Source organism: Dokdonia sp. Dokd-P16 (genome assembly GCF_003095655.1).
In the GTDB taxonomy this organism is placed as follows: domain Bacteria; phylum Bacteroidota; class Bacteroidia; order Flavobacteriales; family Flavobacteriaceae; genus Dokdonia.
In genome coordinates this window covers 2,279,841-2,305,370 of record NZ_CP029151.1, presented here as the reverse complement: position 1 = coordinate 2,305,370, position 25,530 = coordinate 2,279,841, and the positions used below count along the sequence as shown (strand labels likewise).

Here is a 25,530-nt window from a genome sequence, read left to right as displayed (position 1 = left end):
CTATGATTATTTATTTGATAACCACAAAGTACGGAGAACACCTGATATAATAACCTACGGTAATTTATTTTTAAAGAGTACACTAAAGATAGAACCCTCCCCTTTTACACTAGAAACACTTATCTCATCACCCATGTCTTCTATTTGGTTTTTGGTCATAAATAAGCCTAAACCTTTTGCATCTTCATTGCGGTGAAATGTTTTATAAAGCCCAAACAGCTTACCTCCATTTGCATTGAGATCAAGGCCTAATCCATTATCCTCTACAGATAATAACAAGTCATTTATGGAAATCATCTCCGCATTAATTTTTACGATAGACTGCCTATTATTATCACTATACTTAACTGCATTTGATATTAGATTAAACAAAATACTCTCAAGATATGCAGCATTATAAGTAATCTGGATATCATTAGGAATATCACAGATTACAACAACATCTTTCTCAGTTATTTGAGCTTGAAGTGTATTGATTGTTTTATCTATATATTCTCTCAAGAGAATAAGCTTTGGAGTATCTGATAAGTTCCTATTTGAAGAAGCTATATCATTAAGGTTATTAATAGTACCACTTAAACCGTCTGAGATATCATTGAGGTAAGGAGCTAGCTCTTTCTTCTCTTCTGGACTCTCCGCATCATCTATGAGCTGTAGAATACTTTTGAGATTTCCTGCATGTGTTCTTAGGTTATGTGATACGATGAGAGCAAAGTTTTTAAGGCGTCCATTATGACTTTCTATAAGTTTATTCTTGCTAAGAATATCTTCTTCAAACTCCTTCATCGCGGTAATATCAACATGAGTTCCTATCATACGAGATGGCTTTCCATTCTCATCCCACTCTACAGCCTTCCCCTTATCTTGAATCCACTTATATGTCCCGCTTGAAGAAAAAATACGATGTTGCCCTGAATAGTATTTAGTACGTCCCTCAAAGTATGCATTCATATCATCAAAATACATTTGCTTATCATCTGGATGTACTTTATCTGTCCATGTACTATCACTCAGCAACAGTCTATCTCTAGGAATCTCTAGAAATTCTAATGACTTATCTGAATAGTACACTTCATCATTTTGAATATCCCAATCCCAGACACCAATTTCCGAACCTTCAAGAGCAAACTCAAAACGCTCTTTAACACTAAGTAATTCTAACTGAGTATTTTTCATCTCGGTTATATCTGTAGCATAGCCGTGCCAGCTTACAACATCATCAGAAAGATTTTCTGGTGTAGCATGTATATTCACCCATCCATGTATTCCTGATGGTAATAAAAATCTAAATTTTTGAATCCACGGCTCAAACGTCTGCATAGATAGATAAATAGCGTCTAGAACAATTTTTCTATCATCTACATGTATTAATTCTGGAATTACATCCTCATTATCTTGCAAAAACTCTTGAGTAAGGCCGTATAGCGGTTCTGCATTTTGTGTAATAAATGGAAACGTATACTTCTTAGAACGCTTATCAAACTCAATTCTAAAGAAAAAGCCCTCTACTTGATCTAAGAATTTGCTCAAACTATCAAGACTTACTGCATCTTGAGAGCTCTCGTTTAAGGTATTTTTTTTTGACATCATAGTAAAAGGGGCTACTCTAATGGGCAAAGATATTATTTAATAAAAACGGATACACTTACCATTAAGAGAAATTAATTATTTACGTAATTTTATCGATATAACGCATTATTAGCCGATTAAGTGTGTAAATACCTAGATTACAGACCGTATATTATGAAAATTTTAACCTAACCAGCCATCCCGATCTAAACTTCTATATTGTATTGCTTCAGATATATGAGTTCCCGTAACAATAGCAGCACCTTCGAGATCTGCTATCGTTCTTGAAACTTTTAAAATACGATCATAAGCCCTAGCAGATAGATTTAAACGTTCCATCGCAGTTTTTAATAACTCTTTTGATGCATCGTCAAGTGCGCAATATTTTCTTATTTGCTTCACATTCATCTGAGCGTTATAATTGGTTTTTATGCTTTCGCGAAAGCGTTCTACCTGTAATTCTCTCGCTGCCGTTACACGTTTGCGTATATCAACACTTGACTCTGCCTTCGTCTCATCACTAAGCTTTTCAAAAGGAACAGGCGTTACTTCTATATGTATATCAATGCGATCAAGCAGCGGTCCAGATATTTTACTTAAATAGCGCTGCATCTCTGCTGGACTGCTAGTAACTGGAGCGTTAGGATCATTAAAATAACCTCCAGGACTAGGATTCATACTCGCTACGAGCATAAAACTAGAAGGATAGGTAACCGTAAATCGCGCTCTAGATATTGTGACCTCTCTATCTTCTAGTGGCTGTCTCATCACTTCTAATACCGAACGCTTGAATTCTGGTAGTTCATCTAGAAATAAAACACCATTATGAGATAGAGATATCTCACCAGGTTGAGGGTAAGCACCACCGCCCACAAGAGCCACATCACTTATAGTATGGTGCGGACTTCTAAAAGGTCGCTCAGACATGAGACCTTGATGCTCTTTAACTCGTCCTACCACAGAATGAATCTTAGTGGTTTCCAGCGCTTCTCTAAGGGACATGGGAGGTAAAATACTTGGCAGTCTTTTACTAAGCATAGTTTTACCAGATCCTGGTGGCCCTATGAGTATGATATTATGACCTCCCGCAGCTGCAATTTCCATGCAGCGTTTGATAGATTCTTGACCTTTTACATCTGCAAAGTCAAACTCTGGATGCTCAAGATTTTTATAAAACTCCGCTCTAGTATCTATAACGGTAGCTTCAAGAGGTGTTCCTTTATCAAAAAAGGCAATTACTTCGCTTATGTTTTTTACACCATATACATCAAGTCCATCTACAATCGCTGCTTCTTTTGCATTTTGAGCGGGTAAAATAAATCCTTTATACCCTTCTTCTCTTGCTTTTATCGCAATAGGCAAAGCTCCCTTTATAGGCTGTAAACCTCCATCGAGAGAAAGTTCTCCCATAAGGATATACTTCTCTACATCATCTCCTTTAATTTGTTCGGTGGCGATAAGTATACCTGTAGCAAGCGGTAAATCATATGCAGATCCTTCCTTACGTAAATCTGCTGGAGACATATTAAGAATAAGTTTCTTCCCTGGTATTTTGTAGCCATTATTCTGTAATGCTGCTGCAATACGATAGCTGCTTTCCTTGATTGCGTTATCTGGTAGCCCTACTAAGTGGTAGCCTACTCCCTTATCTACATTTACCTCTATTGTAATTGTAGTAGCATCTACCCCAAAAACAGCACTTCCATAAACCTTAGTTAGCATCTAATCAATTGTTTGCATAAATATAGGTAATACTCTGGTAATCAAACCCTACATTTTCAATAAGCTGTATTAGGGGCAAACACCCCTACAGCATCTTGTAAAATCACCCTACTTTTACAATAAATAATAGGATTCTTAATCCATTATAAAAAAACTATACACAACAAGTCATATTAAGAATATCATAATATAGTAGACATTATTTAGGGGTGAAAGGCATCTCTGCACTCGCAAAGGTGCTTTTCTTTTTAAATCATTAAAAATTAACTTTTTACCGAGAAAAGTTATCGCTAACTAGAAAATGTAGGTTATATTTGGCGCACCTAAGAGATTAGGGGACTGTGAGCTATTCATTTAGCTATCATGAATTTAGGGGTGAAAGGCATCCCTGCTTTGCAGGGGTGTTTTTCTTTTTACAACTATATGTCTAGTCCTAAATAACCGATACAGATTATTAAAGGATTAAATTAATTATTTAAAGCTGAACAATGATATCATTGTTCAGCTTTTTTGTTTTGTATTGTTTTCTTGGATCAAGACCAATTGTTGTGTTTATGCAAATATTGTTGTTAATCTATAAAGAAAGAATTCTACATTTTTCACACCTCTAAATTGAGCTCTAAACGCCTTGATTTTCGCATTGAATGATTCTGCTGACGCGTTTGTGCTTCTATTTATAAAGTAGTTTAATATTGATCTATAGTTAAGGCTTATCGTGTTTACGATTGAATTAAATGCTTTGTAACCTGTTTTTTCGACGTCACTGTACCAGTGTGCTAATTTGGTATATGCTGTTTCTATTGATCTTCCTGTATTAAAGATATTTATTAGACCTTGTACTAGATTAAATGCAGTTTTTATATCTGGATATTCCTTGAAGAGAACTTTACTTCTGTGGTGTTGATTTTTTGTCCATTTGCTGGGTGCTTTATAAAGTAGATATCTACTTCTTGCTAAAAGCTGCTTTCTGGTATCACCATTTTCAAAGATTTCAGGTTGATGGGGTGTGTTGTTGACTCGTGCTAGTTTTATGTTTTCATTCTCTAGGTCTATTGCTTCCCATCTATGTTTGACACGAATGTCTTGTAGCGCCTCTAGTGCTAGTTTTTGTACATGGAATCGGTCTGTAACCTGTATAGCTTTCGGGAAACATTTTTTACAAATAGTTTTCATAGTGTTAGCCATATCAAGGGTTATCTCTATTACCTTGGCTCTTTTCTTAGCAGATATTTTCAGCAGTTGTGCTATGATTGGTTCTGCTTTTGTTCCCTTGAAGATGGCAACAATACTGCCTTTCTTTCCTTTGGCTTTTTTATTGGTAATAATCGTATAGAGTTCTCCTTTGGATAATGCGGTCTCGTCTATAGATAAGTAAGGTCCTATATTCTCTGGAAAAATCAGGTACTGTTTTGCGTGCTTCTTTTGATCCCAGTTTTTAAAGTCACTTAGATAATCTTTGTACTGGCGCTGTAGCTTCTTTCCATTAACGCCATAAAAACGCCCGATAGTATGACAGTCCGAGGCTCTAGTATTGACTAATTTCTTTTAAAAAATCAGCAAACTCGGCGGTCATCCGTGTTCCCTGTGCTACTAGGTTCCAGTCTCTTTGAACTATCTCTTTGGTTTGCTTGTCAATCCACCTGCGTCGCTTTACGTGGAGATAAACAGTATTGCCACGTAGAGGAAAATCTTGAATCGTGACCTCTTTGTGAAAACCGTGTGCAATAAGTATGCGGATATATTCTTCTTTTGGAGTCTCGTTACGCTCCTCAAAATAAAGATGCATTACTTCACCATTCTTGGTGTTTCTGACCAGATCGAAGTGGTTAATGAGAAATTCTGGGAGAATGAGTTTTAGTAATTCTAGATAGTTGTCCAAGGCTAGGCTTTATTACAAAAATCTAAAAATTATCCAATTCACACACAACTTTTGAGAATGATCCGTTTTCTTTTTAGGATTTGTTGTTTGTGCATTTGCATTGGAGTTAGCATATGGTTTGATAGATGTGGTCTTCTATTGTTGTAAATAGTTATTGCATTTTTAATGAGTTCTTTTTTTAGACTTAGATCTTTTATATTCTTGGCTATATTGAACTCTTGCTTTAAGATTCCATTGATTCTCTCTGCAATTGCGTTTTCGTAAGGATCATATTTTTCTGTCGTACTAGCTTTTATATCATTTTTCTTTAAGAGTTTTTGATACTCATTAGCGCAATACTGTAGACCTCTATCTGAATGATGTATCAAAGGCCTCGCTTTATATTCTCTACTTTTCACAGCCATATCCAAGGCTAATAACGAACCGTTTAGGGATAAGCTGTTAGACACATTATAACCAACAATTTTCTTAGAATACGCATCTGTAACAAGTGCCAGATATGATGGATTGATTCTAGTTCCAACATAGGTTATATCGCTTACCCAAACAGATTCTGGTTTTTCAATCTCGATGGTGCTTACTAAATTCTTATGCTTTCTAAAACGATGATGCGAGTCTGTTGTAATATGATAGCTCCGCTTAGGTTTTATAAGCATATGATTAGCGCGTAATATTCTAAAGAGTCTATCTCTGCCAACATTTAATACCGATAGCTTTTCTTTAAGAATATAGTACAGTTTACGAGTGCCTAGCTCAGGCATACAGACTCGTATGTCACGAACTAGCACAATAACCTTTTGAGCTATTGACTGTTTATGTACTCTTGATTTAATAGATCTATAGTAAACCTGTCTGTTTACCCCGAGTAAATCACAGGTAGAAACTAACGTTTCTTTGTGTTCTTCTTTAAAGTGGTCGATAACTCGGGTTTGTAATTTTTTCTAATCTGGATATCATATTCCTTCTCAGCCATATCAACAAGCATATCAAAGATAATAACCTTCTTATCTGCTCGTTCGGCAAGATGCTCTGCTCTTGCTTTCTGTTTCTCCAGTAGTTTAACTTTAGCCTCTAGCTCTAATATCTTTTGTTCGGGTGTCTTGTTCACAGTAGTTTGAGATTGGTGTTCCCAATCAAAGTTACCATATTTTCTGAGCCATTCTCGAATTGTAGACTTTGCTTGTATGCCATACTTATGACAGGCTTCTGTTCTACTTAAATGACCTAACTCAATTTCTTCAACGACTTGAAGCTTGAAAGAAATCGAATAATCTTTTTGAGTACGCTTAACGTACCCAGCTTTTACTGAAGTTTTCATTACGCTAAAAATTTAGTGTATCGCTATTTCAGGACGGGACAATACTTATACAAAAAAGCCTGAGAAATTAATTTCTCAGGCTTTTTTTGATTATTGTGATTAGTACTCTTACTTGGTAAGAATATTAAATTCAATTTTTGAAGAGTGGAATACACTATGTGTTTGCTTAGTAAAATCTTCTTCCTTTGCTTCAAAGATATTATCCACATACGTCTGCGGATTTAAATCTATAAGAGGAAACCATGTGCTTTGTATTTGCACTTGCAATTTATGTCCCTTTTTAAACGTGTGAAGCACATCTTGTAGCTTCACAAAAACCTCATCTTTCTCTCCCGCAACAAATGGCTGAGGGCGTTCAAAGCTCTTTCTAAAACGACCGCGCATTACCTCACTACGTACCATCTGGTGATATCCTGCCATCTCTACACCTTCTTCTGTTTCTTGAGTGTTAGGTACATCATCTGGGTATACATCTATAATTTTTACAATCCAATCTGCAGATGTTCCTGTAGTGGCTACATTAAGCTTTGCCATGATATCTCCTACTAGCGTCAAATCATCATCAAGTACCGGTGTTTCATATACCAATACATCCTCACGCGCTGCAGCAAAACGTTGGTCATCAGACATATATTTACGTGGTGTAAATACCATCTTTTTACCCTCTGCATATGGTACTGGGTTTGCTGGATCACTTACAAACTTCTCTGCATCATACTTTGTAGAAGGACTTCCCGTAAGAGCATTGTCTTTTCCTAAAAAGAAAGAAGCTTTCATCGATTTTTTAGGTGGCCATTGCTCAAAAGAGTTCCATTCTTTACTTCCTGAGTCAAAAACGTGTGCTTCTGGTAATCCTGTTGCTTCCCCTTTATCACCTCCTTTTAAAAAGTGATTAAAGAATTTTGTCTCAATATCTCTTTGAAAATAGTCTGAAATATTATCGCCAAAATAAACATTACCCACTGCTTGTCTCGGCTTATTACGAGCCCAGTCTCCATGACTCCATGGTCCAAAAACAACAGTATTATAGTTATTACTACGCTTCTCTATATTCTTGTAAGTTTCCCAAGGTCCATATAAATCTTCGGCATCATAAAGTCCGCCTACGACCATTACAGCAGGCTCTATATTTTCTAAGTGCTGGATAATCCCTCTAGATTCCCAAAATTCATCATAGTTAGGGTGCTCTTTTAATTGCGTCCAGAACTCATTAGTCTCATCGTAATACTTATCTAAGTTCGATAAAGGTCCTGTTTTTAAGAAAAAGTCAAACTGGTCATCACTATCTAAATCTGGAAAATCATACCAAGACTCTGTAGTAGGAGCATCTTTCTGGTAACCAAAAACTGCAGTTGCTCTCCAGTAGCTTAACAAATAAGCTCCATTGTGATGAAAATCATCAAAAAAGAAATCGCCTATACATGCTTGTGGTGATGCCGCTTTTAAAGCTGGATGACCACTTAACAAAGAATAAGTTGCATAAAATCCAGGGTAAGAAATTCCCCATGTCCCTACGTTTCCGTTATTATTCTCTACGTTATTTACTAACCACTCTATCGTATCATAGGTATCACTAGCTTCATCTATTTGGGTTCCTGTTTTATTAGGAATAAATGCCCGCATGTTATCATATTTACCTTCACTCATCCAGCGACCACGCACATCTTGATATACGATAATATTACCCTCCTGCATTAAATAAGCATTAGGAGCTATCGCCGTACGCATTTGCCCTTCGCCATATGGCTTTGAACTGTATGGCGTGCGCTGCATTAAAATAGGATACGATTTTGAGGTATCCTTTGGCGAGTAAATGGTAGTATGAAGATGCACGCCATCTCTCATTTTGATGCGCACTTCTTGTTTGTTATAATGCTCAGAAACTTGATAGGTGGTATCTAAGATAGTTTCTCGTGATTGTGCAGATGACGCTTTCGCGAAAGCAAAAAAGCATACTATACAAAGTAGTTTAAAGGTGTAATTCATTTATTGATTGTTAAAGGTTGTGATGGCAGTTTTAAGCCAGTTTTCATACTTTTTTGCATCAGGAGTATAAGCTACAGGCTTGTTTAATGGTTTTTCATCATGATCCAGCATTACATAATATGGCGCTGCAACAAGATTATAACGCTCTATCTGGAAGTTACTCCACTTGTTACCTACTGTTTTAATGCGACGTCCTGAAGCACTTACTCCCTGCTCGGCTTCTGGAAGCTCTTCTTGAGAATCTCCGTATAAAGATATCAAAACAACATCATTCTTTAAGATATTTAACACGCCCGGTTTAGACCACACTAACTCTTCCATACGACGACAGTTTACACAAGCTTTTCCAGTGAAATCTAGCAGTACAGGTTTTCTCTCTTTACGGGCATACTCCATACCTGCTTCATAATCTGTAAAGGATAATAACCCGTGCGGTCCTATCTCTGCATTTTCTGGAAACTCTGCCGTACTATTAGAGAGTGTAGCCTGCCCTGCTATTCCATAAGGCGACTCGCTATAATTCATAGGCGGTGGGAAACCACTTATGAGTTTGAGTGGCGCACCCCATAATCCAGGAATGAGGTATAAAATGAAAGCAGTAGTAATTATCCCTAGTAGTAATCTGCCCACAGAGATATTCTTTACTTCTGTGTCATGTGATAGTTGAATTTTACCAAATAAATACAATGCTAGCCCAACCATGATTGCAATAAGCAATACTAAAAATACCTCACGCTCTAGATAATGACCATCAATTACCAAATCTGCATTTGATAAAAACTTGAGTGCTAGTCCAAGCTCTAAAAATCCTAAAACTACTTTTACCGTATTGAGCCATCCGCCAGATTTTGGCAAACTATTTAACCACCCTGGAAACATTGCAAATAGTGCAAATGGCAGTGCTATAGCAGTAGAAAAACCAAGCATACTTATTACTGGGGTAATACCACCTTCTGTAATAGATTGTACTAGCGCAACGCCTACTATAGGACCCGTACAGCTGAAGGAAACGATAGCGAGTGCAAGCGCCATAAAAAATATACCTGCAAATCCTCCACGATCTGCTTTGCTGTCTATCTTATTTGCCCATTTTTGAGGAAGCATAATCTCAAAGGCTCCGAAAAATGAAACGGCAAATACTACTAGTAATATAAAGAACACTAGATTAAAAGTAACACTAGTAGAGACCTCAACAATTGCGGTAGCTCCAAAAATACCAGTTACTGTGAGTCCCAGTACTACATATATAATAATGATAGAGATGCCATAAATGATAGCATTACGTATACCGGCAGCTCGAGATTTACTTTGTTTTGTAAAATAGCTCACCGTCATAGGGATCATAGGGAATACACAAGGTGTAAAAAGAGCTGCAAGACCTCCTAGAAAAGATAGAAAAAATGTAGCCCACAAACCTTTGTTACTAGGTCCATTATCGTCTATCACACCTTCCTCTTCTTCTCCTTTATCTTTTTGTGCTGGCGTTGCTCCATATTTTTCAAACTCATTATAATCTGTAAAGGCTTTAACTTTACCCGTTTTGAGGTTGTGAGCAATATAAAAGTCTTGAGGAATACATACTTCTTTACATACCTGATAGTTTATAACCGACTTGACAATGGTAATATCTTTATCTGTTAGCGTAATAGGCATAGATAGCCTAGGACGTTGTCCTGCATATTTAATCACATCCTCTTCAAAAATCTCATCGTAAGCGGTTTTGGTCTCGCTCTCTAGTGCAAATTTCTCACGAGTGATACCTGCATCCTTTTGTAAAAACTCAAAATTAAAAGGAATTCCAGCTGGAGTTTCTTGAGCATAGATGTACCATCCATCCTCTACGGTAGCTTGGTAATGCAAGACATACTCCGTGTCTGACACTTTCTCTACAGATCCTTCCCAGGCTACGGGATCAAGTGTTACTTGAGTGATGCCAAATCCTTGTGCGGCTACTCCGCTAACTATAAATAATAGTAGAGAAGTTGCTATAATGAATGCTTTACGCGTCATATAATTGTAAATTTTATTATTTTTTGTGTAGTATCAACTACTTTAAAACGGTCGTCTGCTCTGTGACCTATCACCCATATTACAGCATTATCAATGCACAAAAGCCAGACCTTTTCTTTTGCTATCAAAGATAACTTTTCATCTTTGAAATACTTACTCAACTTCTTCTTTCCCTTCATCCCATAAGGATAAAAGTAATCACCATCTTGCCACTTTCTAATGGTAAGTGGGTACCCTAGATGCGCTGCATCTACTACTATCTCTTGCTTCGACAAACTAGTTAAAACAGTTCCTTCTCCCACAGACAGTATTCCAAAATCTCCTTCAATACGTTCCTCTCCTTGCTGCCATTGATAAGAACGTGTTGCTTCCTCTTTAATTACAGAAATAATTAACTTATCTCTATCCTTTAATAAGCGATGCGTACTCGACGTAACCTCTTTTCCAGACTGCGCCTGTGGCAACTTATAAATGTCATCCCAAGCAGTAAACCCATAAGGTGATAATAATTGATACAACACGGCTTCCGGCTCTGAATGCTGTTTAAGTGCTACTAGATTTACGACTTCCTCACCATTTGATTCGGTTATAAATTGTTGTCGTAATTGGCCTGTATAAACTTTCAGCAAACGTTCACTTTGTTTTAAGTGCTCCTGCGTATGCTGCAACCCTTTGAGGATATTTGGTTGAGCTTCCTCTAGATTAGGTATTGCATGATGGCGTATATGATTACGCACATAATTATCTGTTGCATTACTGCTATCTTCTCGCCATTGCAAATCTTCTTTTAAAGCATAATTTTTTAGTTGCTTTCGCGAAAATTTGAGCAAAGGGCGCACAATCTCTCCATTTACCACAGGTATTCCTGTGAGTCCTTTTATACCCGTACCACGACCTAAATTAATGAGAAATGTCTCCAAATCATCGTTGAGATGATGAGCAGTTAAAATGAAATCTAAACTTTCGGCAACCGAAAGTTCTTTAAACCACTGATAGCGAAGTTCTCTTGCGGCGATCTGAGTTGATGTCTTGGAAGTTTTCGCGTAAGCAGAAGTATCAAACCCTTTTATATAAATAGGAATGTTGTGAAGCGTACAATAGCTTGTAACAAAAGCTTGATCACCGTCACTCTCTACTCCTCTTAAATTAAAATTACAGTGTGCTACACTTATAGTAAGCCCTGCCTGGCGACATAGCTGTAATAAGAGCATGCTATCAAGCCCGCCACTTACAGTAACGAGTATCTTACTATCAAGAAGAAATGGTAAATCTTGTGCGATATGGTGCTTAAAATCCTCAAGCATCCTTACACATTATACACGACCCTTAAGGGCATTAAATACCCAAGCAATAGCAAAAAAGCCAATACCCACAGATGCAAAACCCCAGCCGGCTACATCAGTATATCTAAAAACGCCTAGAGCAATAAGTCCTAAGCCTACTAAAATCATTATAAAAGTGGCCCAAGCCAGAACGGTATTTTTATTCATACCCATAGTTTAATTTTTAGGGAAAATCTTATTAAATAAGATAAGCTACAAATATCGGTTATTTATTGGAATTTGGGTAGCTGGTAATTTTTACAATTCTCATTTCAAGCTTGTGCTACAATACTTACCTTTATAGACAGAAAAACATTCAAGCACACACACATTTTATGGATTTAAAATTCAATAAAAACGAAGATCATAATAAGCTACTTCTTTCAGAAATGCGCACACGCCTAGGGCAAGTAAAACTAGGTGGCGGCCAGAAAAGAATAGATAAGCATAAAGCAAAAGGTAAAATGACGGCGCGCGAGCGCATTAATTACCTTGTAGATAATCCAGATAAATGTATCGAGATTGCTGCCTTTGCAGGTGATGGTATGTATGAAGAACATGGCGGTTGCCCTTCTGGTGGTGTGGTTGTAAAAATAGGTTACGTATCTGGAAAGCAGTGTCTCATTGTTGCAAACGATGCTACGGTTAAGGCCGGAGCCTGGTTCCCTATCACGGGAAAGAAAAACCTAAGAGCGCAAGAAATTGCTATGGAAAATAAACTACCTATCATCTATCTAGTAGATAGTGCAGGTGTGTATTTACCAATGCAGGATGAGATTTTCCCAGATAAGGAACACTTTGGACGCATTTTCCGTAATAATGCGGTAATGAGCAGTATGGGTATTACACAGATCTCTGCTGTAATGGGAAGTTGTGTTGCCGGTGGTGCATATTTACCTATTATGAGCGACGAAGCGCTTATAGTAGATAAAACTGGAAGTATATTCCTCGCGGGAAGTTACCTTGTAAAAGCTGCAATAGGTGAAAGTATTGATAATGAAACCTTAGGTGGAGCTACTACGCATTGTGAGATCTCTGGCGTTACAGATTACAAATCTAAAGACGATAAAGACGCCCTAGATACCATTAAGAAAATAATGAGTAAGATAGGTGATTATACAAAAGCAGGTTACAATCGTATTGCACCTGCAAAACCTACAAAAGATCCAGAAGAAATTTTTGGCATCCTGCCTGCTTCTCGAGCAGATCAATATGATATGCGAGACATTATAGACAGACTGGTAGACAACTCTGAGTTTGATGAGTACAAGGAGGGCTACGGACAATCTATACTTACGGGCTATGCTCGCATTAATGGATGGGCAGTGGGTATTGTCGCAAATCAGCGCAAGCTTGTAAAAACTAAAAAAGGTGAAATGCAGTTTGGCGGAGTAATTTACTCCGACAGTGCAGATAAGGCTACACGCTTTATAGCCAACTGTAACCAGAAAAAAATACCGCTTGTATTCTTACAAGATGTTACTGGCTTTATGGTAGGTAGTAAAAGTGAGCACGGTGGTATTATTAAAGACGGAGCAAAAATGGTAAATGCTGTCTCAAACTCGGTGGTGCCTAAGTTTACGATTATTATAGGAAATTCTTACGGAGCAGGAAACTATGCAATGTGCGGTAAAGCTTATGACCCAAGACTCATAGTAGCCTGGCCAAGTGCAGAGCTTGCAGTAATGTCTGGTAATAGTGCTGCAAAAGTATTACTACAGATAGAAACTGCTTCGCTCAAAAAACAAGGAAAAGAAATTACACCAGAGGTAGAAAAAGAACTTTTTGACCGTATTAAGTCACGTTATGATGATCAAGTATCACCATACTACGCAGCATCAAGAATCTGGACAGATGGCATCATAGATCCACGAGACACCCGTAAATGGATCTCCATGGGTATCGAAGCTGCAGACCACGCTCCTATCGAGAAGCCTTTTAATCTTGGGGTGATCCAAGTATAATTGAACAGACGATATTAGATAAAAAGCTAGATCATTTATTAAGTTAAATGATCTAGCTTTTTTTATGTCTTACAGTATTAATTCTTCAGTTGGCCAACTTTAGAAAATAGCGATCAATATTTCTATTCTTTCAAAGCCTTAAAATATCTCCTCGCTTCCTTCATTACTCTTGGCGCGAGATAAAGCGTTGCAATCATTGTAGGGATTGCCATGATGGCAAAAAAGCCGTCTATCAAGTTAATCATCATACTAAGTGATGTGGTAGCACCTATCAAGATACTTGCGATATAAGCGATGTTATAATACTTCTTGTTATGCGCTCCAAAAAGGAAGCTCAAACACTTCGTTCCATAATAACTATAAGAGAAAAGCGATGAGATACTAAACACGGCGATACATAACAATAATACGTATTTCCCTGCGGGTGATAACGCTTTCGCGAAAGCAGATGCCGTAAGCGTAACACCATTTGCATCACTGGTTTGCCATACATCTGTCACTAAGATTGCAAGCGCCGTAAGTGTACACACCACAATGGTATCAATTGCTGGACCGAGCATTGCCACAAGTCCTTCACGGATAGGCTCTGCAGTTTTTGCGGCGCCGTGCGCCATAGGTGCTGTACCTACTCCTGCCTCGTTTGAGAACGCTCCACGTTTTATACCTAATAGAATCAATCCACCTACCACGCCACCCAGCAGTTTATCTCCCGTATAAAAATCGGCAGAGAAGGCGTCTGTAAATATGAGACCTAGATACTTAGGTACTACATCTATGTTTACAAAGAGTATTGCCATTACCGCTACAAAGTAAATAAGTACCATCGCCGGTACCAGTCTTGACGCAGTTTTAGAAATACGATCGAGTCCGCCTAGTATGACAACTGCCGTAATAGCAACAAGCACGAGCCCGATAATCAAGTTAGAGGTGAAACCCACCTCAACACCCTGCGGAACCAGTAATATATCATTTACCGCCTGTGTGAGTTGGTTTACATTAAAAACCGGCAATGCTCCCACGAGTCCCGCAATACTAAAGATTACGGCAAGTGGTTTCCAAGCCTTACCCATTCCTTCTGTGATAAAATACATAGGCCCTCCTTGCGTTTTACCCTCGCTATCTTTACCGCGGTACATAATAGCAAGTGAACCTGTAAAAAATTTTGTCCCCATCCCCACTATTGCACTCATCCACATCCAGAATACAGCACCTGGACCTCCTATAGCAATTGCTACTGCTACACCGGCGATGTTACCCATACCCACAGTTGCACTAAGCGCTGTAGTGAGTGCTTGAAAGTGTGTGATCTCTCCTTCGTCGTTTTCTCCATCATATTTCCCTCGCAGTACTGCAACGGCATGACCTAGATATCTAAACGGTAAAAACCGAGAGTAGATGAGCAAAAACAGACCGCCACCTATAAGTAAGCATACGAGCGGGATTCCCCACATAGCGCTAGAAAAATCTGCTATAAGCTCATTAGCCTGATCGTAAAATGATGGTTGTGATTGCATACAAAGTCTATTTATATGGTGAAGTAACAAAAATTAAGAGCAGTTTACCAAAACGTTCACATATATTTTTGAACAGTCATTTGTTTTCGTTACTAAATTTACTCTTATGACACTCACCGCCAGCCAAATCGAGAACATCCTGAGAAATCCTGAGGAAACTGCAGCAGCAGCAAATCTTATTTATGTCTCTGATGCAGACCTCAACATAAGAAGGAAGAAGAAGAAGAAAAACTTTCATTATTATTTCAATGATAAGCCTCTTGAGGACAAAAAAGAATTAGAGCGCATCAATAATCTTGTGATACCGCCTAACTGGGAGAAAGTGCGCATTGCCTATCCTCCTAACGGGCACTTACAAGTGGTAGGGCGCGATGCTAAAAACAGAAAAGTATACCGCTATCACGATCTGTGGTCAAAAATTAGAAACCAAACTAAGTTTTATAAACTAGCCAATTTCGGAAACGCACTACCTAATTTACGAGAACGCATAGATCAAGACCTAGATGCTCCAGATATGTCTAAGCGCAAAGTACTTGCACTTGTGTTGAGACTTATGGAAGAGACTCACATACGCATAGGTAACGACTATTACGCAAAGCGCAATAAAACCTATGGTCTCTCTACCTTACGCACCAGACACGTGACGACTACTAAGGAAAAAATCCGCTTTGAATTTGTGGGTAAAAAAGGCAAAAAGCACGATATCACGCTACGTAATAAGAAACTAGCAAAGCTTGTAAACCGTTGTGAGGAAATACCTGGCTGGGAGTTATTTCAATTTTATGATGCAAATGGTGAAAAGCACCGCGTAGATAGCACAATGGTAAACGATTACATACACGAGCTAAGTGGCGCCTTATTTTCGGCAAAAGATTTTAGAACTTGGGGAGCTACAAAAACCTTTTTTGAGACGGTGCATGATTTAGGATATACAGATAATGAGAAAGAAAATAAATCTAACGTGCTCAAGGGTTTTGATGCCGCGGCAGAGGCCCTAGGCAACACACGCAATGTATGTCGAAAGTACTATGTGCATCCTCAAATAGTAGATGCCTACGAGTCTGGATCTATCGTAGCTGAATTTAAAAAAGTAGATGCTCATCAAGGGGCAAGATCATTTTTTACAGAAACTGAGGAGGTATTACTGCAAATGATTTCAAAGTTTGAATTAGATTTTAGTAAGTGATATAAGTTCGCTTTCGCGAAAGCGTAACACAAAAAAAGCCCCTTCGTAACGAAAGGGCTTTTAAGGTTTTTAGAATGCTATGCTATTACTTTGCAAGGTATGCGAGCACGTTCTTCTCGATACGCTCTTGAATATTTGAGGTATCCGCTTTCGCGAAAGCGTCACCCGTAATATTCTCATACAACTCAATATATCTTTCTGATACAGTCTCAATGTACTCGTCTGTCATCTCAGGCACCGTCTGTCCTTCTAAACCTTGAAAGTCATTTGAGATAAGCCACTGTCTCACAAACTCTTTTGAAAGTTGTTTTTGGGCTTCGCCAGCTGCTTGATGCTCCTCATAACCTTCTGCATAGAAGTAACGAGAAGAATCTGGTGTATGTATTTCATCTATGAGAACAATCTCACCATCTGCTGTTTTTCCAAATTCATACTTTGTATCTACAAGAATAAGCCCTCTAGATGCTGCTATCTCACTTCCTCTTTGAAAAAGCTTGCGTGTGTAATCTTCTAGCACCAAGTAATCCTCTTCTGAAACGATGTTCTTTTTAATAATATCTTCCCTTGAGATATCCTCATCGTGATCACCCATCTCTGCCTTAGTGGCTGGTGTAATAATAGGAGCTGGAAAAGCATCATTTTCTTTCATTCCCTCTGGCATCGCAACACCACAAAGTATTCTCCTACCCGCTTTATACTCTCTAGCTGCGTGCCCAGACATATAACCACGTATCACCATCTCCACCTTAAAAGGCTCACATCGCTTCCCTATTGCCACATTAGGATCTGGAGTAGCCACGAGCCAGTTAGGCACGAGGTCTTCTGTGTCCTTCATCATTTTAGTAGCAATCTGATTTAAGATTTGTCCTTTAAAAGGAATTCCTTTAGGCATTACAACATCAAAGGCGCTTAACCTATCTGTTGCAACCATAAGTAATAAATCATCTTCGAGTGTGTAGACTTCTCTTACTTTACCCTTATAGATAGATTTCTGACCAGGGAAGTTAAAATTAGTGTCTGTAATAGTGTTCACTATAGGTTGGTTTGAACGGTTGTATTAATCCTTTTGAGGTATTCATACAACACGATTAGTTATTTTTCAAAAGTAAAATTCTAAATGCTTAATAAAGCACTCTGCCTAATAAATATTAGTCATTTCTATTTTCTATCTCTCTATATGCTGCAATCATTTTCTTTACTAGGGGATGGCGTACTACATCTTTATCATCTAGGTAAACCATACCAACTCCTTCAACGGTTTTGAGAATAAGTAGCGCTTCTTTAAGACCACTAGTAACTCTCCTAGGTAAATCTATCTGTCCTGGATCTCCAGTAATCATAAATTTTGCATTACGTCCCATACGAGTAAGGAACATTTTCATTTGAGCGTGCGTTGTATTCTGCGCTTCGTCAAGTATTACAAAGGCATTATCTAAAGTACGACCACGCATAAATGCCATAGGAGCAATCTGTATGACTCCTTTCTCAATAAACGTTTCTAGTTTTTCATGAGGAATCATATCCCGTAGCGCATCATATAGCGGCTGCATATATGGATCTAGCTTTTCCTTAAGATCACCTGGTAAAAAACCTAGGTTTTCACCAGCTTCAACCGCTGGACGTGTGAGAATAATTTTTTTTACTCTCTTTTCTTTGAGAGCTTGTACGGCTAGAGCAACACCTATATATGTTTTTCCAGTACCCGCTGGGCCTATGGCAAATGTTAAGTCATTCTTCTTTGCGAGCTCTACTAGTTTACGCTGGTTTGCAGTTTGCGGCTTTATAAGTTTACCACTTACACCATGTACAAGTGTGTCACCACTTTCTACCGGGGTTTCATAATCTGCTTTACTTACACTAGTGAGTACACGCTCTATAGAATTCTCATCAAGCTTATTGTATTTCCCAAAATGCTCCATAAGCATCGTCATACGCCTATCAAACTCTTCGAGGAGATCCTCATCACCATAAGCTTTGATTTTGTTACCTCTAGCAACAATTTTAAGCTTTGGATAATACTGTTTTAAAAGTTCGATATTTGAGTTACGCTGACCGAAAAATTCGCGCGGATTGATTTCTGAGAGTTCTAAGATTAATTCGTTCAAAAGGCAGAGAGATTATGTGAGATACGTCCGTAAAATATTTTAGCTTTGTTTACTACTAAAATACGTCTTTTTTAACCATCAATTGCAAGACACACGCTTTTCTAAGTTAAGAAATAATGAACATTTTTAGTTTATAACTATATTAGATTTATATACTTTCTAGTAAGCACACACTCATAACTCGATGAAAATAATCACTCTTACTACAGACTTTGGAGAGAAAGATCCTTTTGCAGGCGCTGTAAAGGGTGCTATTTATTCAGAGTTAGAAGAAGTGCGCATTGTAGACATCTCGCATAATGTATCTCCCTTTCATCTTATGGAAGCAGCCTATATTATTCAGAATGCTTATCAAAATTTTCCAAAGGGAACTATACATGTTATAGGAGTAGATAGTGAACTCACTCCTGAGACAAATCATATCGCTGTAAAGCTAGACGGTCATTATTTTATATGTGCAAATAATGGTATTATTTCTCTCCTCACTAAGGATATTATACCTGAAGAAAAGGTAGAAATAAACATTCACGACCGCACACAAACTAACTTTACTGTTCTTGATGTATTTGTAAAAACTGCATGTCATATTGCACGTGGTGGAACCTTAGGAGTTATAGGTAAAAACATAGAAACTATAAGACAACTTACGGGAATCTCACCAGTAATAAATACCTCACGAAATCAAATTTCTGGAAATGTCATTTACATAGACAACTATGGAAATGTGATAAGCAATATCACAAAAAAGCTATTTGATGAGGTAGGTAAGGGTCGAGATTACAGACTTCAAGCGAGAGGTGCCGACATTTCAAAAATTCATAATCAGTACAGTGATGCCATTAACTTTACGATTGACAAATCTAAACGTGAAGAAGAAGGTAAAAAGCTAGCTGTATTTAATTCTGGCGGATATGTGGAACTTGCCATTTATAAAAGCAATCCCAGTACTGTAGGAAGTGCTGCTAGCTTATTTGGCCTCAATTATAGAGATACTGTGATGATTAATTTTATAGATAAATGATTGTAAGACTTGTAAAATTACGCTTTCGCGAAAGCGAGATACCAGCTTTTCTAGCTAATTTTGAGAAGGTAAAAGAAAAAATTAGAGCCTCTAATGGATGTTTATATTTAGAGCTACTACGTGGTGAAGATGATCCCTGTATTTTCTTTACTCACAGTCACTGGATATCTGACGAAGCGCTACAGAATTATCGTAACTCAGAACTTTTTAAAGGTATCTGGGCACAAACGAAAACTAAGTTTAGTGCAAAGCCTGAAGCTTGGACTACTTCATCTCTAGAAAAACTACTTTAAATCTCTGGATTTCGTCTCAAAGAGGAAGGACTAATTCCATATTTTTCTTTAAATATTTTTGAAAAATAACTCCTACTAGACAAGCCAAGTGCATACACTACTTCAGATACATTTTTATCTTCTGAGGTGAGCATAGTCAAAGCTCTCTTAAGTCTAAACTCCTTGATATAATCATTTACGGTCATACCATAATTGCGCTTAAATCCATCTTGTAATCGGTAGGTCTCGATGCCTACCACTTCGGCGATTTCTGGAATGGTTACAAGCTCAGATATATGATTTTCTATATATTGAACAGCAGCTGCAATATTGTCTAGATCTGATAACCTAAGCGTCGTGCGCTTGTTACCTTCGAGTGAGTCTTCTTTGAATAACTTAAGCATTAATGAGGTGCACTCTAATGCCTTTGCTCCAAGATAATTTGTTCTTACCAGACCTTCATCATCATTGGTCAAGATATCATCTATGATATCTGAAATTTGTAAACTGTAATATCCTTTGTAGCACACTTGGGTCAGTGCATTAACATCTGCAAAGAGCGGATAATAGACTTCATCTACCTTTGATAAATCGTAGGAAAGCTGTTCTTGGAATTTTGCTTTATTGAGCTCTAAATAACAAATAATTGCAGGCTTTTCCTTTTTGATAATGTAGACTTGATCCTCATTATACCTAGGCGCTGCGATAAGATGCTCTGCTCTTCTAATAGCCATTTCTTCAGAATCTCCTGAAAATTTATGACCCACCTCCCCTTTCATGCAATAAATAAAGCGCAAGGAATTCATTCCGTTATTCTCAAAATAAAGTTCGGTATCGTCTACCATATCACCGTTAATGATATGAAGACCGATACCGTTAGGAAAATTAATGCCTTTTATGAAACCTTTACCTAAATGAGTAGGGATTTGCATTGCAAACTCCCCAAAGTTGTTTGTGTAATTGACCCCAAAAGCATCTGCAATTTCTGGTACAAAGTCGTCTACTTGTTCTATTTTAAGCTTATATGATTTCATATCTCCATTTAATGATTATGAAGGTCTGAAATATATTCTTATAAAAAATAAAACACACTGCATTTAACCCTGCTTTAACCAGAAAGCATAATTATATGTGAATGCTAGATGAGCTCCTTCTTGTAGGCTTTCTTAAACAGCTTAAACGTAGCTTTTGCACTTTTTACAGCAGTTTTAATTTCTTCATAATTAAAGTCTAAAGAATCAACAGCTTCTTTAAATTCATTCCACCTCAACAAACCTTCGTTTACGTCTCCATTAAAAAAATGATGTCTCTCTATGTGAGAGAGATTACTGCAAGATTGAAGCTTCTTACTCATCATTATTCCTCCTATCATAGATCCTTCTATAACGTAAAGTTTTCCCACTAAGGTTGCTTCATCTCTAGCTCCTGATATGCTCATAGGCTCGGGCAGCGGCATACTTGAAAACGCTGTAATATCTTTAGCTAACGCATTCGTCTTTTCATAACCTGCAAATGACTTTAATCCTAGTGGCAACATTTCGTAGCGACCATTTATAAAATCTTCGACAGCTTTATATACTTTAAAATTATGACGTAACAATGTTTCATATTGATTTTGATCAATTGAACCATCCATTATAAAATTAGTTAAGTTGTTTTTTTCTATCGCATCGTGAATTGATGCTGTTCCATTCTTGAGTGCTTCTAAAATCATAGGGATGTTTTTATAAGTAAACTATTCATGTATTAAATTTAACTACGCTTATAACCTAGTTAGTAGAGAATTAACTAACTCATCATAAACTATACCAATTAAATAAAATTAAGCCTGACCTGTAGGTCCAAAATTTAATGGAACAGGTTGTCTCTCATAATCTTTTATAACACCATGTGCATTCTCAAAACGTTTTACGTTTTCTGCAAGTGCCTTAGCAAGTCTTTTAGCATGTTGCGGTGTTAATATGATGCGGCTCTTCACCTTACTTTTAGGCGTACCAGGCATAATATTTACAAAGTCTACTACAAATTCTGAAACAGAATGATTTATTATTGCCAGGTTTGAGTACGTGCCTTGAGCAACAGCCTCATCCAGTTCTATATTTATTTGTTTTTGGTTTTTTTGAGTTTTTTTATCTTCAGCCATGTGGGCGTGTATTATAATGAGAGTAGTACTCTCTATTCGATTGATTTAGTCTTTATTCTACCTTTATAAGGCAGTCTGGAAAGGTAAGAATTGCCTTGCTTTCGCGAAAGCGGAAATCCGCATCACAGTGTTAGAGATTCGTTAATTAAAACTTAATATTTTTATAAAAAATTGACTTTCAAGTATTAAAAAACCCATTCAACTTTGCCGAACGGGTTTTTTAACTTTTTTAGAAATTTGTTTCTTATCAAAAAACTAAGTTGATATACTAGTAATAATTTACGTTTTAATTTTTATGCATCAGACCTATAAGAACCCTCTTTGCTTCTTAGGAGGATATTCTCTTAGTATTACAATGAGCTTTTAATCTTATCAAGATGCTCTCTTATTTTGGCTATCCGCTCTTGATGAGAGATATTTTCTCTATTAATGTCCTCCATATACTCCTTTATATCATTTACAAGATCTGTACTTTGCTTAATACGATTTCTCGTGTTTTGCACAATGACAGGTCTATTTTTAATTTTATCTATATGTGGAGCCAGTTTAGAAGCAAGTACGCTAATGTGTCTTTTTAAAATAAAGCCGTCTGCACCATTTAAAATAGTTTCGGCAGCGAGTTCTTCATCTTGAAGAGTACCTGTTACAAATAAGAAGGTAGCAGTAGGAGACTTACTTCTAGCAACATCTAGCACTTCCATCCCAGTACACGTAGGCAAATTATAATCTGAAATTATAAGCTGCGGATTAAAAGTCTTAATTGCCACTTCAAAATCTGCAAGATTATCAACAACTTGCACTTTATATGCATTATCTAACTTGTGAATTTGCCTTGTGATAAGTGCAGCATCTGAGTCTGTATCTTCTACAAGTAGTATATGTACTTCTGTTGACATAATTATTTATTTAATGTTAACCAATATTTGGCGATAACGGGGATTCGCTCCTTTAGTTCAGCATAATTTTTTGGCTTTTCTAGGTAGCTATTTGCTCCATTGAGATAAGCCTTATCCTTATCACTTATTTGATCTGACGAACTCATCATAACAATAGGTGCATATTTAAATAACTCTATTTTTCTTATTTCCTTTAAGAGGTCTAAACCATTTAATCTAGGCATTTTTATGTCTAATAATATAAGATCAGGTATGCGACTCACATCATCATAAGCTTTAAACCATGATAGAGCTTCTAAGGAATCATCTATAAAGCGAACTTCAACAAGTGGCATTTCTTTATCAAAAATACGACTCATTAATGCACTATCTGTGGCATTATCTTCTACAGATACAATAAGTCCTTTCATTATCTATTGGGTAATTGAAAATAAAATGTGGCTCCATCATCTATCTTGCCCTCTGCCCAAATACGACCTTGATGTTTCTCTACCACACGTTGAGAGATAGCAAGACCTATCCCAGAACCTTCAAACTCGTCCTTTACAAGTCTGTTAAAAACTCCAAAGATTTTTTCATTATACTTATTGTTAAAACCTATCCCATTATCCTTTACATAGTACACCGAAGGAGACTCACTACTATCAAAACCTATTTCTATAATAGGCTTTTCTACCATTTGAGAATACTTAAGGGCATTACCTAGAAGGTTATTAAGCAATTGAAAAATCATCCCTCGATCTCCGAAGGCATCAGGTAGACCTGAATCAATAATAAATTGAGCATCTTTATACTTCACATCTACTTGCAAAAACGCAACTACCTCTTCTACTAAATCTTTCATAGAAAAAACTCCCATAGATATCTGGTTTTTACCTATTCCAGAAAACGCAAGAATATCATCTATAAGCATGTTCATTTTACTTGTAGAGTCTATTATAGTTTGGACAGCTTTTTTACCATATTCATCTAGCGTATCAAAGTAGTCTTCTTTTATAATTTGTGCAAAACCATCTATACCACGCAAAGGAGACCTTAAATCATGAGAAACACTGTAGCTAAAAGATTCTAACTCTTTATAAGCTTCTTTAAGTTTATCGTTAAGGAGTTTCACCTCTTGATACCTACTTATTATAATATTTGAAATACTTGTTTTGAGTGCTTGAGCAGAAGCAATTTCATAATCTTTCCAAGGAAGCGATGTATTTACTTGCTCTTTATTCCATTTTTCAAAAGATTTTCTAGGGCTTAGTTTTTGCGCCTTTTCTTCCATCGCTTTTTCTGGATTTCCTCCCCAAGCAATGACCTGTTTGAGTTCTGGTTTAAACCAGAGAAGACAATCCTTTTCACCTTTTGCAATAAAAACACAAAGCACTCCAGAGCCTATTTGGGTAAAAGCCAACCCCTTATCATACTCTTCTGCAATATTTTGAGTGGTATATATATCACCCACCTGGGTATCATATATCCAGTCTATAAGCGCTATAATTTCTTCATTACTGGGAGCCTCTCCTACAGTGGACACGTTATTTTCTAAAAAAACCGCTCCACCCGAGGCTTCTGTAATAGTAAGCATTGATGTAGACTTCTGTGTTAAACCACTTGCCACGTCCCATCCATCACTCATTTGCTCTACAAGCGTAGCTCGTATAGCAGAGGTTGCATTAATACGAGTGAGCACTTCATTTGAAGCTCTTAACGTGAGCTGCGTAGAAAATACTTGGGTTAAAAACTTAACTGTTTGTCTTTGGTAATAGTTTACAAACTTTGGACTATAATGATGACACGCTATTAAACCCCATAATTCTCCATCACTCACGATTGCTGCTGTGAGCGTTGCTCCCACTTTCATATTCTGTAAATACTCTATGTGTATGGGAGACGAAGCCCGAGACTCGCAAAGACCTAGGTCTAATGGCTCATTTTCTGTACTGAGCTTTGCGTAAACGGGAACCGTTTGTGATGCAACATCTGCAATAATACGCACGCCTTGTTTTAAAAACAGTTTACGTGCTTGTTGCGGTATATCTGTCGCTGGGTAATGCATGCCTATCCAGCTATCAAGGTGCTCTTCACGAGCCTCAGATATAATCTTACCGTTCCAGTTTTCGTCAAATTTGTAGATCATTACCCGATCATAAGCAGTAAAACTCTTAATGAGTCTTGCCGTTTTATCGCACATTGCGGAGACAGAAACAGCTTGACTTAAATCTGATATAATCTCAGATAACTGGCGCTGCATGTATTGAGCACTTTCTTGCTGTTGTATAGGTTCTAATTCTATATATACTAATTGATTGTTGTGGTGAGTGACTACTACATAACGCTTATCATCAATAGTTACTTCTAAAGAAGTCTTATTTTCACTTTTTATATATGTTTCTATAAGCGTACCATTTTGTCCCAATACATCTTCAAGACGCTTAGAAAAAAACTCTTCACGCTTTCGCGAAAGCGTAGAAATCACATTTTCAGATATGTGTGAGATTTCGAAAGTTGAGCTATCTATCACAAAAAGCATCGCATGAGATTGTATGCGACCTATGAGATGTATAGGCTCTTTATCACAATTAGTTAGATCTATCTTTTTTGGATATAAAGAAGAAGGGCTCCCCATAGTTCA

At 37.3% G+C, this 25,530-nt stretch carries 23 protein-coding genes; 4 read left to right on the top strand and 19 right to left on the bottom strand.

Annotated elements, in window-relative coordinates; all coding sequences use genetic code 11:
- Positions 1 to 54: 54 nt before the first annotated feature.
- From DCS32_RS10405 to DCS32_RS10365, 10 genes are all read right to left on the bottom strand, one after another.
- Entirely contained in the window at positions 55 to 1,590 is a 1,536-nt protein-coding gene (locus tag DCS32_RS10405) for a PAS domain-containing sensor histidine kinase (protein ID WP_108878195.1), read from the bottom strand.
- A gap of 162 nt (positions 1,591 to 1,752) precedes the next feature.
- On the bottom strand, positions 1,753 to 3,291 hold the full coding sequence (locus DCS32_RS10400; protein WP_108878194.1) for a YifB family Mg chelatase-like AAA ATPase: 1,539 nt from the start codon (positions 3,289 to 3,291) through the stop codon (positions 1,753 to 1,755).
- 552 nt (positions 3,292 to 3,843) lie between these two features.
- Positions 3,844 to 4,797 carry a transposase gene (locus DCS32_RS10395; protein WP_108876992.1) on the bottom strand — a complete coding sequence of 318 codons (954 nt, stop codon included), beginning with the start codon at positions 4,795 to 4,797 and terminating at the stop codon, positions 3,844 to 3,846.
- Positions 4,798 to 4,816: 19 nt separating this feature from the next.
- Positions 4,817 to 5,077, bottom strand: coding sequence for a transposase family protein (locus tag DCS32_RS10390; protein WP_239057517.1), 261 nt, complete (start codon positions 5,075 to 5,077; stop codon positions 4,817 to 4,819).
- Positions 5,078 to 5,208: 131 nt separating this feature from the next.
- Positions 5,209 to 6,090 carry an IS3 family transposase gene (locus DCS32_RS10385; protein WP_204161822.1) on the bottom strand — a complete coding sequence of 294 codons (882 nt, stop codon included), beginning with the start codon at positions 6,088 to 6,090 and terminating at the stop codon, positions 5,209 to 5,211.
- A complete protein-coding gene (locus DCS32_RS16135; RefSeq protein WP_204161772.1) occupies positions 6,054 to 6,488 on the bottom strand; it encodes a helix-turn-helix domain-containing protein in 435 nt (144 codons plus the stop codon). The genes DCS32_RS10385 and DCS32_RS16135 overlap by 37 nt, the downstream gene beginning before the upstream one ends.
- Before the next feature lie 108 nt (positions 6,489 to 6,596).
- Complete coding sequence (locus DCS32_RS10380; RefSeq protein WP_108878193.1) at positions 6,597 to 8,474, bottom strand: CocE/NonD family hydrolase; 1,878 nt, start codon at positions 8,472 to 8,474, stop codon at positions 6,597 to 6,599.
- A complete protein-coding gene (locus tag DCS32_RS10375) occupies positions 8,475 to 10,484 on the bottom strand; it encodes a protein-disulfide reductase DsbD family protein (protein ID WP_108878192.1) in 2,010 nt (669 codons plus the stop codon).
- Positions 10,481 to 11,788, bottom strand: coding sequence for a tRNA lysidine(34) synthetase TilS (gene tilS / locus DCS32_RS10370; protein WP_108878191.1), 1,308 nt, complete (start codon positions 11,786 to 11,788; stop codon positions 10,481 to 10,483). Before tilS ends, DCS32_RS10375 begins: the two co-directional genes overlap by 4 nt.
- Positions 11,789 to 11,797: 9 nt before the next feature.
- Positions 11,798 to 11,980: a CAL67264 family membrane protein gene (locus tag DCS32_RS10365; protein WP_013749842.1), complete on the bottom strand. Its 183-nt coding sequence runs from the start codon at positions 11,978 to 11,980 to the stop codon at positions 11,798 to 11,800.
- A gap of 161 nt (positions 11,981 to 12,141) precedes the next feature.
- Here DCS32_RS10365 and DCS32_RS10360 point away from each other — a divergent pair, with 161 nt between their 5' ends.
- Positions 12,142 to 13,770 carry an acyl-CoA carboxylase subunit beta gene (locus tag DCS32_RS10360; protein WP_108878190.1) on the top strand — a complete coding sequence of 543 codons (1,629 nt, stop codon included), beginning with the start codon at positions 12,142 to 12,144 and terminating at the stop codon, positions 13,768 to 13,770.
- A gap of 122 nt (positions 13,771 to 13,892) precedes the next feature.
- Here the strand turns inward: DCS32_RS10360 and DCS32_RS10355 are convergent, their stop codons facing one another.
- A complete protein-coding gene (locus DCS32_RS10355) occupies positions 13,893 to 15,284 on the bottom strand; it encodes an alanine/glycine:cation symporter family protein (RefSeq protein ID WP_108878189.1) in 1,392 nt (463 codons plus the stop codon).
- 106 nt (positions 15,285 to 15,390) lie between these two features.
- On the opposite strand from DCS32_RS10355, the gene DCS32_RS10350 reads away from it, so the two are divergent.
- Positions 15,391 to 16,470, top strand: coding sequence for a DNA topoisomerase IB (locus DCS32_RS10350; protein WP_108878188.1), 1,080 nt, complete (start codon positions 15,391 to 15,393; stop codon positions 16,468 to 16,470).
- Between the two features lie 85 nt (positions 16,471 to 16,555).
- Here DCS32_RS10350 and DCS32_RS10345 read toward each other — a convergent pair whose 3' ends face one another.
- Positions 16,556 to 17,506 carry a phosphoribosylaminoimidazolesuccinocarboxamide synthase gene (locus tag DCS32_RS10345; protein WP_204161821.1) on the bottom strand — a complete coding sequence of 317 codons (951 nt, stop codon included), beginning with the start codon at positions 17,504 to 17,506 and terminating at the stop codon, positions 16,556 to 16,558.
- A gap of 112 nt (positions 17,507 to 17,618) precedes the next feature.
- A complete protein-coding gene (locus DCS32_RS10340) occupies positions 17,619 to 18,575 on the bottom strand; it encodes a PhoH family protein (protein ID WP_108878186.1) in 957 nt (318 codons plus the stop codon).
- 184 nt (positions 18,576 to 18,759) lie between these two features.
- On the opposite strand from DCS32_RS10340, the gene DCS32_RS10335 reads away from it, so the two are divergent.
- Both DCS32_RS10335 and DCS32_RS10330 read left to right on the top strand, forming a co-directional pair.
- Positions 18,760 to 19,596 (top strand): S-adenosyl-l-methionine hydroxide adenosyltransferase family protein, encoded by an 837-nt coding sequence (locus DCS32_RS10335; protein ID WP_108878185.1) that lies wholly within the window; start codon positions 18,760 to 18,762, stop codon positions 19,594 to 19,596.
- Positions 19,593 to 19,889, top strand: a complete 297-nt coding sequence (locus DCS32_RS10330) for a putative quinol monooxygenase (protein WP_108878184.1) — start codon at positions 19,593 to 19,595, stop codon at positions 19,887 to 19,889. The genes DCS32_RS10335 and DCS32_RS10330 overlap by 4 nt, the downstream gene beginning before the upstream one ends.
- On the opposite strand, the gene DCS32_RS10325 is transcribed toward DCS32_RS10330, so the two are convergent.
- The 6 genes from DCS32_RS10325 to DCS32_RS10300 form a co-directional block, all read right to left on the bottom strand.
- Positions 19,886 to 20,902, bottom strand: coding sequence for a helix-turn-helix domain-containing protein (locus DCS32_RS10325; RefSeq protein ID WP_108878183.1), 1,017 nt, complete (start codon positions 20,900 to 20,902; stop codon positions 19,886 to 19,888). The genes DCS32_RS10330 and DCS32_RS10325 overlap by 4 nt on opposite strands.
- Positions 20,903 to 21,006: 104 nt before the next feature.
- Positions 21,007 to 21,582: a biliverdin-producing heme oxygenase gene (locus DCS32_RS10320; RefSeq protein ID WP_108878182.1), complete on the bottom strand. Its 576-nt coding sequence runs from the start codon at positions 21,580 to 21,582 to the stop codon at positions 21,007 to 21,009.
- A 108-nt stretch (positions 21,583 to 21,690) separates the two neighbouring features.
- The gene (locus DCS32_RS10315) at positions 21,691 to 22,011 is read right to left on the bottom strand and encodes a DUF3467 domain-containing protein (protein WP_108878181.1); all 321 of its coding nucleotides are present in this window, start codon (positions 22,009 to 22,011) and stop codon (positions 21,691 to 21,693) included.
- A gap of 350 nt (positions 22,012 to 22,361) precedes the next feature.
- On the bottom strand, positions 22,362 to 22,907 hold the full coding sequence (locus tag DCS32_RS10310; protein ID WP_108878180.1) for a response regulator: 546 nt from the start codon (positions 22,905 to 22,907) through the stop codon (positions 22,362 to 22,364).
- 2 nt (positions 22,908 to 22,909) lie between these two features.
- Complete coding sequence (locus DCS32_RS10305; protein ID WP_108878179.1) at positions 22,910 to 23,317, bottom strand: response regulator; 408 nt, start codon at positions 23,315 to 23,317, stop codon at positions 22,910 to 22,912.
- Positions 23,317 to 25,524: an ATP-binding protein gene (locus DCS32_RS10300; protein ID WP_108878178.1), complete on the bottom strand. Its 2,208-nt coding sequence runs from the start codon at positions 25,522 to 25,524 to the stop codon at positions 23,317 to 23,319. Before DCS32_RS10300 ends, DCS32_RS10305 begins: the two co-directional genes overlap by 1 nt.
- Positions 25,525 to 25,530 lie beyond the last annotated feature (6 nt).